At 66.0% G+C, this 9,373-nt stretch carries 10 protein-coding genes; 4 read left to right on the plus strand and 6 right to left on the minus strand.

Features of this window, described 5'->3' with window-relative positions; translation table 11 throughout:
• Positions 1-59: 59 nt before the first annotated feature.
• Complete coding sequence (locus tag I8J34_RS14715) at positions 60-1,394, minus strand: SLC13 family permease (RefSeq protein WP_214362376.1); 1,335 nt, start codon at positions 1,392-1,394, stop codon at positions 60-62.
• A gap of 178 nt (positions 1,395-1,572) precedes the next feature.
• Here I8J34_RS14715 and I8J34_RS14720 point away from each other — a divergent pair, with 178 nt between their 5' ends.
• From I8J34_RS14720 to I8J34_RS14730, 3 genes are all read left to right on the plus strand, one after another.
• Positions 1,573-2,616, plus strand: a complete 1,044-nt coding sequence (locus I8J34_RS14720; RefSeq protein WP_214362377.1) for a permease — start codon at positions 1,573-1,575, stop codon at positions 2,614-2,616.
• A gap of 17 nt (positions 2,617-2,633) precedes the next feature.
• Positions 2,634-2,864 (plus strand): thioredoxin family protein, encoded by a 231-nt coding sequence (locus I8J34_RS14725; RefSeq protein ID WP_214362378.1) that lies wholly within the window; start codon positions 2,634-2,636, stop codon positions 2,862-2,864.
• A 438-nt stretch (positions 2,865-3,302) separates the two neighbouring features.
• Positions 3,303-5,369: a TonB-dependent receptor plug domain-containing protein gene (locus I8J34_RS14730; protein ID WP_214362390.1), complete on the plus strand. Its 2,067-nt coding sequence runs from the start codon at positions 3,303-3,305 to the stop codon at positions 5,367-5,369.
• A gap of 43 nt (positions 5,370-5,412) precedes the next feature.
• Here the strand turns inward: I8J34_RS14730 and I8J34_RS14735 are convergent, their stop codons facing one another.
• Positions 5,413-6,177 (minus strand): SDR family oxidoreductase, encoded by a 765-nt coding sequence (locus I8J34_RS14735; protein WP_214362379.1) that lies wholly within the window; start codon positions 6,175-6,177, stop codon positions 5,413-5,415.
• A gap of 139 nt (positions 6,178-6,316) precedes the next feature.
• Between I8J34_RS14735 and msrA the strand changes: the two genes are divergently transcribed.
• Positions 6,317-6,979 carry a peptide-methionine (S)-S-oxide reductase MsrA gene (msrA, locus tag I8J34_RS14740; protein ID WP_214362380.1) on the plus strand — a complete coding sequence of 221 codons (663 nt, stop codon included), beginning with the start codon at positions 6,317-6,319 and terminating at the stop codon, positions 6,977-6,979.
• A 136-nt stretch (positions 6,980-7,115) separates the two neighbouring features.
• Here msrA and I8J34_RS24685 read toward each other — a convergent pair whose 3' ends face one another.
• The 4 genes from I8J34_RS24685 to I8J34_RS14760 all read right to left on the minus strand — a co-directional run.
• Positions 7,116-7,631, minus strand: coding sequence for an REP-associated tyrosine transposase (locus I8J34_RS24685; protein WP_230411850.1), 516 nt, complete (start codon positions 7,629-7,631; stop codon positions 7,116-7,118).
• Between the two features lie 172 nt (positions 7,632-7,803).
• A complete protein-coding gene (locus I8J34_RS14750) occupies positions 7,804-8,211 on the minus strand; it encodes a VOC family protein (RefSeq protein ID WP_214362381.1) in 408 nt (135 codons plus the stop codon).
• 164 nt (positions 8,212-8,375) lie between these two features.
• Positions 8,376-8,918 (minus strand): cold shock domain-containing protein, encoded by a 543-nt coding sequence (locus I8J34_RS14755; RefSeq protein ID WP_214362382.1) that lies wholly within the window; start codon positions 8,916-8,918, stop codon positions 8,376-8,378.
• Between the two features lie 165 nt (positions 8,919-9,083).
• Positions 9,084-9,373 (minus strand): transposase (locus I8J34_RS14760; protein ID WP_214362383.1); only part of this gene is annotated, 290 nt, incomplete at its 5' end.

The raw sequence follows: 9,373 nt of genomic DNA on the forward strand, positions 1-9,373 counted from the left end.
CAAGAGGCTGCAATCAGCGCGTGATGACCGACCCCGGGTTTCGCTTCGCTCTACCCGGGCTACACCATTGACAGCACCAGCGCGCCCACCGCCACGAGCACCGGATAGACCAGCACCGACACCCACAGCCCGGCGCGGATCATCTGGCGTTGCGGCACCAGGCCGCTGCCGAAAACGATGGCGTTGGGCGGGGTGGCCACCGGCAACAGGAAGGCGCAGGAGGTGCCCACCGCCACCAGCACCGCCACCGGCGTGGCGTCGATCTGCGGCGCCAGACCGATGAACAGCGGCACCAGCAGCGCGGCGCTGGCGGTGTTGCTGGTCAGCTCGGTGATGAGCAGGGCGAAGAGGATCATCAGGCCGAGGCAGGCGAAGGCGGGCAGGGTGGCCAGCGGGTCGCCCAGCTGCGCCGCCAGCCAGGCCGCCGCGCCGCTCTCCGACAGCGCGCGGCTGAGCGTGAGGCCGCCGCCGAACAAGAGCAGAACGCCCCATTCGGTGCCGCGCTCGACCGCTTTCCATTCGGTGAGGCGCAGCGCATGCAGCATCACCAGTGCCAGCACCGCCACCGCGGCATCGTAGCCGCGGCCCATGGCCAGCCAGGCGTTGATCGGCGTGCCGAACACCCACAGCAGCACCGTGGTGCCGAACACGGCCAGCATGCGCTTTTGCGGCGCGCGCCAGGTGGCCTGCTCTGGCGGCAGCTCGACCTCGACCGACAGATCGGGCTTGAGCGCGACGCGTAGCGCGATCTCCATCAGCGGCATCAGCACCAGCACCAGCGGCAGCCCCCACACTAGCCAGCCGGCAAAGCCCAGGCCCACCTGGGCCGCGGCAATGGCGTTGGGCGGGCTGCCCACCAGGGTGCCGATGCCGCCGATGTTGGCCGAAAACGCCACACCGAGCAGCACGTAGAGATAGGCCGGGCGGTGGCGTTCGATGGGCAGCGCGGCGAGCAGGCCGAGCGCCAGCGGCAGCATCATGGCTGCGGTGGCGGTGTTGCTGATCCACATCGACAAAAAGGCGGTGAGTCCGAACAGCCAGCGCGCGGCGCGGTCGAGCCGGTGGCCGGCGCGGCGGATGACCTGCGCCGCCATCCAGCGGTCCAGCCCCTGCTGCTGCAGGCCGGCGGCCAGCGCGAAGCCGCCGAGGAAGAGAAAGATCACCGGGTCGGCGAACTGCGCCAGCGCGGCATGAAAGGGCAGCACCCCGCTCACCGCCGCCAGCAGCGGCACCAGCACGGCAGTGACGCTCACATGCAGCGCCTCGGTCATCCACAGCCAGGCGATCGTCGCCACCAGCGCCAGCCCGCCGCCGGTGGGGCCGAGCGTGGGGGTGAGGGCGAGATTCAGGCCGAAAAACAGGCCGACCGCGATGCCGAGGTTGAAGGTCCGCATGAGAGAGATCCGGGGGCGTCGAAGCGAGATGTCCGCGACCAGTCTACGCGACGAAAGTTGGCTTCAGATCAATAGAGCGAATTTTCAGGAGCGCACAATATAAGAGAGAGGTGATGGAGATGCCGCCGGTGCCGGAAGATGGTGGCGGCGCGCATCTTGCAATCTCAGGAGATCGCTCATGCACACGCAGACCCGACCCCAGCCCCGACTGCTGAACTGGACGCTGGCCGTGATGCTGGCCAGCGCCCTGTGGGTGCTGGCCTACAGCCAGTTGACCGCCTTCGCCGACGCGCTGCTGGCCCTGCTCGGCCTCACGCGCCAGACGCGGCTGGGCGAGGCGGTGCATTTCTTCCTCTACGACACGCCCAAGGTCTTGCTGCTGCTCACCGGCATCGTCTTCGTGATGGGCATCGTGCAGACCTTCTTTGCGCCTGAGCGCACGCGCGCCTTGCTGGCCGGCAAGCGGGTCGGTGTCGGGAATGTGCTGGCGGCCACGTTGGGCATCGTCACGCCCTTCTGCTCCTGCTCGGCGGTGCCGCTGTTCATCGGCTTCGTGTCGGCGGGCGTGCCGCTCGGGGTGACCTTCTCCTTCCTGATCTCGGCGCCGATGGTCAATGAAATCGCGCTGGTGCTGCTGTTCGGCATGTTCGGCTGGCAGGTGGCGGCGCTCTACCTTGGGCTCGGTTTGGCGGTGGCGATCTTCGCCGGGCTGGTGATCGGCCAGCTGGGCATGGAACGCCATCTCGAAGACTGGGTGCAGAAGCTGCAGAACGGCCAGACGGCGAGCTTCAGCGGCGAGTCGATGGGCTGGGTGGCGCGCTTCGAGGCCGGGCGCGACCATGTGCGCAGCATCGTCGGCAAGGTGTGGCCCTACATCCTCGCCGGCATCGCGCTCGGTGCCGGCATCCACGGCTATGTGCCGGAAGACTTCATGGCCTCGTTCATGGGGCGCGACGCCTGGTGGGCGGTGCCGGCCGCGGTGATTCTCGGTGTGCCGATGTACACCAACGCCGCCGGCATCATCCCCATCGTCGAGGCGCTGATCGGCAAGGGCGCGGCGCTGGGTACCGTGCTGGCCTTCATGATGAGCGTGATCGCGCTGTCGGCGCCGGAGATGATCATCCTGCGCAAGGCGCTCAAGCCGCGCCTGATCGCCACCTTTGCCGGCGTGGTGGCCACCGGCATTTTGCTCGTCGGCTATGTTTTCAACTGGGTCTTGTGAATGCGAAGGAGTGTGAAATGAAAAACGTCAAAGTGCTCGGCACCGGCTGCGCCAACTGCAAGAACACGGTCGCCCTGATCGAGGCCGTGGCCAAGGCGCACGGCGTCGATATCACGATGGAAAAAGTCGAGGATCTGCCGGCCATCATGGGCTACGGCGTGATGTCCACGCCCGGGGTGGTGATCGACGGTCAGGTTGTCCACGCCGGCGGCGTGCCCAGCCGCGACAAGGTCGAGGGGTGGTTCTAGCGGTGGGGGAATTTGTCCGATGGACGCGTTCTGCCCTGTGGGCGGCACGGCCAAGGCGTGTTGATCCGGCTGGGTGCGCCTTGGCGACCAGAGAAATGCCATGCCGTGGTTTGAGGAATACAACGCTCGGCCAGACATGTGCCCACAGCCCTGGCCGTGCCGCCGGTCTCGGCCCGATACGCACGAACCGACCAGTGGCAGTGCCTGGGTGCCCAATACGGGAGAGCACGACAAGGCCTCATGGTGTCGTGTTCTGCCGAAAGTTGTAATGACGCTGACGTTATTCGTCGGCGTGATGATGGCGTCAGCGCTGATGGCTGCCATTGACCATACCGAAGGCGCGTGAGAACCTTGGCCGAAAAAACAACACCATGAGTCCCCTCGGGAGGCCCTTTGAATCGCCGTTGCGTGTGCGACACGTTTTTTTGTCGCGTGCTTATGACTTTCGGCGCGCTTGCGTCGGTCCCCGGAGGTGCGCTTCACGCCAGTGACAGCGCCGCCTTCTTCGACGACATTCCGCTGGTGCTGACCGCTTCGCGCCTGGCCCAGTCGCCCATGCTCGCGCCCGCACCGGTGACGCTGATCGATCGCGAGATGATCGAGGCCTCGGGCTTTACCGAGATCCACGACCTGCTGCGCCTGGTGCCCGGCTTCCAGGTGGCCGACTGGCCCGGCGGCTCGCCCACCGTGGCCAACCACGGCATCGGCGACGCCTACGACCGGCGCATCAAGGTGATGATCGACGGGCGCACGGTCAACAACCCGATCTGGGGCGACACCCAGTGGGACAACCTCACCATCCGCATCGACGACATCGAGCGCATCGAGGTGGTGCGCTCGGCCAACGGCGGGGCCTATGGCGCCAACGCCTTCCAGGGGGTTGTCAACATCATCACCCGTTCGCCGATGACTGAAGACGGCTACAGCGTGATCTCGCGTTTTGGCGTGGACGGCTTTTACGACCACGGCGTGCGCGTCAACGGGCCCGCGGATTCGCCCGTGGCCTGGCGGCTGTCGGCATCGACCCGCAGCGCCACGACCTTCGAATCCTTTGTCCGCAGCAATGGCGAAAACGAGCTGCAGGAGGGGTTCTCGCGCGAGGCTCTGAACCTGCAACTGGTCAGTCAGATCAATCCGCAGGACCGCCTCAGCCTGAACTTCGGTGTCAGCCAGGGCGTGGACACACGGGGCTACCCGGAGATGGGTACGCGACTGCGTAACTTCCAGCTCGACCCGGTGCAGGATGGCGACATCCGCAACCAGACGGTGCATGCCGCCTGGACACGCAGCTACAGCACCACCTCCGAGCTGTCGCTGCAGTACTTCTACCAGGGCCAGCAGGCGCGCCGGGCGTGGGAGATCGATGTCCGCGGCCTCGGTGAAGGCCGCGACGGCACCATCCATGCCGACCGCGACATCGACGTCAGCGCCCACAACCTCGAAGCGCAGTTGAGCGGTCAGATCCTGCCGTCGGTGCAGGCCCTGATCGGCGCCGGCGTGCGCCACGAGCGGGTGCGCTCGGCCGCCTATTTCGACACCGATGCGGCGCTCACCGCCACCTACTGGCAGACCTTCGGCAACCTCACCTGGCAGGCCACCGATGCGCTGGCGCTCAACCTGGGCGGCACCTACGAGCACCACGACTACAGCGGCAAGCTGTTCTCGCCGCGCCTGGCGCTCAACCTGGCCGTGAGCCCCGATGCCGCGCTGCGCGTGTCGGCCGGCAAGGCCTATCGGGCACCTTCGCTGATCGAGTCCCACGGCCTCGAAACGCTGCGCGAAGACGGCGCGGTGGTGCAGATCGGCTACAACGCCGCGCAGCCGGTGGACCCGGAAGAGATGCGCTTTTTCGAGATCGGCTTGGTCGCCCGGCCGATGAAAGGGCTGGCGGTCGATGTGCGCGTCTTCCGAGAAGCCTACTCGGGCTATCTCGACAGCCAGAGCTGTCGGCTGCCGACGGCGGCCGTGCCGGTGCCCTCCAAGGAGCGCTGCAGCGATGTCGGCGTCTTCCCGCCGGCAGACTGGTCGGCCGCCAACGCGCTGACGTATCAAAGCGCCAAGACCAAGCGCTTCCTCAACCTCGGCAGCTTCGTCGCCAAGGGCGGCGAATACACCGTCGACTGGCGCAAGCAGGGCTGGGGGCGGGTCGTGTTCTCGCAGGCCTACATCACCCTCAACGCCAGCGACGACCTGGTCGACCGCGACATCGAACTGAGTGCCCCGCAGGCGACCACCTCGCTGCTGTTCATCAAGGAACTGCCCGAGCGCTGGCGCGCCAGCCTCGGCTACTACCACAACGACGACATGTACTGGCTCAACCAGGGCGACCGCGTGCCGAATCGTGACCGCATCGACCTGCGCCTCGCCAAACGCTTCGGTCCGCCGGGGGCCGAGAACGAATTCGCGCTGGTGATGCAGAACCTGGGCGAGATTTACACCGAGTTCCACGAAGGCCGCTATCGCCACGAGCCGTTGATCTACGCCAGCCTGCGGCTGGTGTGGTGAGGGCGTTGGCGCGCGCCGGCCGCCGGGTCGGCGCGCGCCACGCTCAGCCGCGGAACACCGACACCCCGCCATCCACAAACATCGCCGAGCCGGTGACGAAGGCCGCCGCGTCGGAGGCCAGGTACAGCGCCGCCGAGGCGACCTCCCCCGGCTGCGCCAGCCGGCCCAGCGCATGCAAGCCGGTCATCTGCGCCAGCGCCTCGGGCGAATTGGCCACCGTCCGCCCCATCGGCGTGTCCGTGCCGCCGGGCAGGATCGCGTTGGCGCGGATCGCGTCAGGGCCGCACTCCACTGCCAGCGCCTTCACCAGGCCCACCAGCCCGGCCTTGCTCGCCGCATAGGCCGCCATGCCCGCGAACGCCGTCGTGCTGCCCACCACCGACGAGGTAAAGATCAGTGCGCCACCCCCGCGCCGCCGCATCGCCGGGATCTGCGCCCGCGCCGCGTAGAAGGCGCTCGACAGGTTCACCGCCAGCGTCTCGTGCCAGCCGGCCAGCGGCAGCTCAGGCGTCGGCCCCATGGCGCCCAGTGTGCCCGCGTTGTTGAAGGCGATGTCCAGCCCGCCGAAGCGGTCCACCGTGGCATCCACCAGATGCTGCGCAAACGCCGCGTCCGCCGCCTCGCCGGCCAGCGCATACGCCGTGCCGCCGGCCGCGCCGATCTCGTCCACCAGCGCGTCCAGCGCATCGATCCGCCGCGCCGTCACCACCACCCGCGCACCGGCCCCGGCAAACGCCAGCGCCGCCGCCCGGCCAATGCCCGAACTGGCGCCCGTCACAATCGCGATCTTGTCCTGTAGCGAAAACATGATGTGTCCCTGCTGTGTTGAGGAAGCATCAGTCTGCGGCGCTGGCTGGTGGGAGGTACGTGCTTGGCGGACCTGGAATTGAGGCGGCACTGTAAGGTCGAGGGCGGCCGGACGGTCTCATAGGGCAAGGAGAACGCCCATGTCGAACCCACGAATCCGCAAGCTCCGTCTGGCCCTCGGCCTGACGCTTGCTCTCGGCCTTTCCGCCGCCGCCCACGCCCGCGACATCCAGTCCATGGTGGTGGCCGGCGGCTGCTTCTGGTGTGTCGAATCCGACTTCGAGTCCGTGCCCGGCGTGGTCGAAGCCGTGTCCGGCTACACCGGCGGCCACACCGACAACCCCACCTACAAACAGGTCACCGGTGGCACCACCGGTCACTACGAAGCGGTCAAGATCAGCTACGACGCCGACGTGGTCGGCTACCAGCGGCTCATCCACCTGTTCTTCCGCTCCATCGACCCCACAGACCCTGGCGGCCAGTTCTGCGACCGCGGCAGCAGCTACCGCACCGCCATCTTCGTCGCCAACGACGAACAGCGCGCCATCGCCAAGGCCGAGCTCGACGCCGCCCAGAAAGAACTCGGTAAGCCCATCGTCACCCCTATCCTCGACGCAGCGCCCTTCACCGTCGCCGAGGACTACCACCAGGACTATTACAAGGGCGGCGGCTGGGTATTCACCCGCCGCGGCCCCAAATCACAGGTGGACGCCTACAACTTCTACCGCGAAAGCTGCGGCCGCGATGCGCGGGTGATGCAGTTGTGGGGGGCGGATGCGCCGTTTGTGCATCACGGGAAGTAGGGTTGTGATGATGTAGCCCGGATGCAGGCCGAAGGCCGGAATCCGGGATCGGCGGCCGAGCAGGCAAGGATGTCAGGAATCGACGCACGGTGGCGAAGCAACCGGTGATCCCGGATTCCGCTGCGCTGCATCCGGGCTACGGGCCGTGCCCGATTTTGTCAGTGCCCCAGTCGGCCAAGAGGCGACCGTCGGCAATGTAGCGATGGATCGACGAATGCGGCCAGTCGGTCGGCCGCTTAACCAGCCCGTGTTTCACCGGATTGAAGTGGATGTAGTCCACATGGCGGCGCAGATCGTCTTCATCCCGGAGGGTGTGCTCCCAGAAGCGGGTCTGCCACAGCATGGCCTCGCCGCGTGCGTTCTCGGCAATCGCGCGACCGCGCTTTCGAAGGCCGCGTACAAACTCCGATTTGATCGCCCGCCACCGCCCGGAATAATCGGTGTCGCCGTCGGGGAGCGTCATCACCGCATGCAGATGGTCGGGCAGCACCACCATTGCATCCAGCGTGAACGGGCGCGCGGCCATGGTGCGCACGAACGCCGCGCGCAATCCATCGATCTCGCGCACCAGCGTATCCACCCGACGATCGCGAAGCGTCACCGTAAAGAAAAACGACCCGCCCGGAACGTAGTTACGACGATACAGAACCATCGCGAAAGCATAGCCGCAGCCCCGAAAATATCAATATGGAATATTTTTGCGTAGCCCGGATGCAGGCCAAAGGCTGGAATCCGGGATGGGCGGTGGTGGGGGCACGGCTTCCTCCGACAAGCGGTGTTTCCCGGATTTCGCTGTGCTGCATCCGGGCTACGTTTGCTCCCGTTCAGCCCGCCGGCATCGCGCTCATATCCATCCACATCGCCTCCCACACGTGACCGTCCGGGTCCGCCAGATTGCGGTTGTACATGAAGCCGAGATCCTGCTTCGGATTGATGTCTGCCGTACCGCCGTTGGCCGCCGCCGCTGCGTTCATGGCGTCTACCGCCTCCCGACTGTCGCAGGAGATCGCGAGCATTACCTCGCTTGAGCTCGCCGGCGGAATCGGGCGCTGGGTGAACGTGCGCCATTTCTCGTGCGTGAGCAGCATGACGTTGATCGTCTCACTCCACACCATGCAGGCGGCGGTCTCGTCGGTGAATTGCGGGTTGTTCTTGAAGCCGAGTGCCGTGTAGAAGGCCATTGCCGCGGCAAGGTCGGTGACGGGCAGATTTACGAAGATCATCCGGGTCATGGTTCATGCTCCTGAGGGGTTGAACAAGCGGCAGCATCATGGGCTGCCGTCTTGTGGTCGACCGGTGCGCCACGATTTCGACATGGCGGGGCATGTTTCTGACTGTGTCGAGCGTTGCGCCGCGTCCGTCGCCCGGTTGCGGCGAAGCGGAATGCGCTCGGCTATCAGCCGCACCATTGCATTTCGCACGGCACGCCATCGTGGTTGCCATCCATTTTCACGTTCGGGCAATTGCGCAAAAAGAAGGTCGCCTCTTCGCAAGACGTCATCTGCGAGCAGTGCGTTCGACCATCGCAATGGAATCTTGCCGGCGCGGCGGGCGTATCCGTTGTGGCGATAGGTTCCGGCGCCGCCGAAAACGAGCCGTCGTAACGGCTAAAGGCCTTGTAGCCATACGCGCCGATGGCAATCACCAGCATCAGCGGGATCAGCTTCCCGAACAGGCCCGGCCGCCCATGCCCGCGCGTGGCTTCACGCGAGGTCCGGCGCACGGGCGCGCGATCCGGACAGCGGACATTGACGGCGCGGGGTTTGCCGTCCTTGCTGAAATCCGTCTCGAAGCTCACCCGCTCGCCAATGTTCGGGCGATCGCCATCGCGCGGGAATTCCGATATATGGATAAAGACGTCCGGCCCGCCTTCGTTCGGGGTAATGAACCCGAAGCCGCGGTCGTCATTCCATTTGCTCAGCTTGCCTTCGGTGCGCATGGGGAAGGATTTGTCCGTTGGGTGGGGGGAGGGCGGATAAGCGAAGCGTCTTCTGCCGGGTGGCGTTCATGGAGGCGGGTATTCGGCGGATGACGCTGCGCGGGAGTGTCAGAATTTCTGTGTGTGAGGCGCTCTGAATTGCTTCCTGAGTTGGAAACGCGGTTTTCATTTTAGGCGATGATCCGTGAAGCGGTCCTCGTAGAGGATCGCGAACTGATTCATTGCCGCCTTCCAGTCCTTGGCTGCCCGTCCCCAGTCGGCCGTGATGTTGCGCAGGGCCAGCCAGATGAGCTTGGTGGCCGCCTCGTCGCTCGGAAAGTGCCCGCGTGTCTTGATGATCTTGCGCAGCCGGGCGTTGATGCTCTCGATCGCGTTGGTGGTGTAGATCACACGGCGGATCGGTGAGGGAAAGGCGAAGAACGGAATCACCCGATCCCACGCTCGGCGCCAGGCAG

The organism is Denitromonas iodatirespirans, assembly GCF_018524365.1.
In the GTDB taxonomy this organism is placed as follows: domain Bacteria; phylum Pseudomonadota; class Gammaproteobacteria; order Burkholderiales; family Rhodocyclaceae; genus Nitrogeniibacter; species Nitrogeniibacter iodatirespirans.

Excerpts from the sequence above, each read along its gene's own strand:
- I8J34_RS14715 (WP_214362376.1), bottom strand. The coding sequence starts at position 1,394 with ATGCGGACCTTCAACCTCGGCATCGCGGTCGGCCTGTTTTTCGGCCTG.
- I8J34_RS14720 (WP_214362377.1), top strand. The coding sequence starts at position 1,573 with ATGCACACGCAGACCCGACCCCAGCCCCGACTGCTGAACTGGACGCTG.
- I8J34_RS14725 (WP_214362378.1), top strand. The coding sequence starts at position 2,634 with ATGAAAAACGTCAAAGTGCTCGGCACCGGCTGCGCCAACTGCAAGAAC.
- I8J34_RS14730 (WP_214362390.1), top strand. The coding sequence starts at position 3,303 with ATGACTTTCGGCGCGCTTGCGTCGGTCCCCGGAGGTGCGCTTCACGCC.
- I8J34_RS14735 (WP_214362379.1), bottom strand. The coding sequence starts at position 6,177 with ATGTTTTCGCTACAGGACAAGATCGCGATTGTGACGGGCGCCAGTTCG.
- msrA (WP_214362380.1), top strand. The coding sequence starts at position 6,317 with ATGTCGAACCCACGAATCCGCAAGCTCCGTCTGGCCCTCGGCCTGACG.
- I8J34_RS24685 (WP_230411850.1), bottom strand. The coding sequence starts at position 7,631 with ATGGTTCTGTATCGTCGTAACTACGTTCCGGGCGGGTCGTTTTTCTTT.
- I8J34_RS14750 (WP_214362381.1), bottom strand. The coding sequence starts at position 8,211 with ATGACCCGGATGATCTTCGTAAATCTGCCCGTCACCGACCTTGCCGCG.
- I8J34_RS14755 (WP_214362382.1), bottom strand. The coding sequence starts at position 8,918 with ATGCGCACCGAAGGCAAGCTGAGCAAATGGAATGACGACCGCGGCTTC.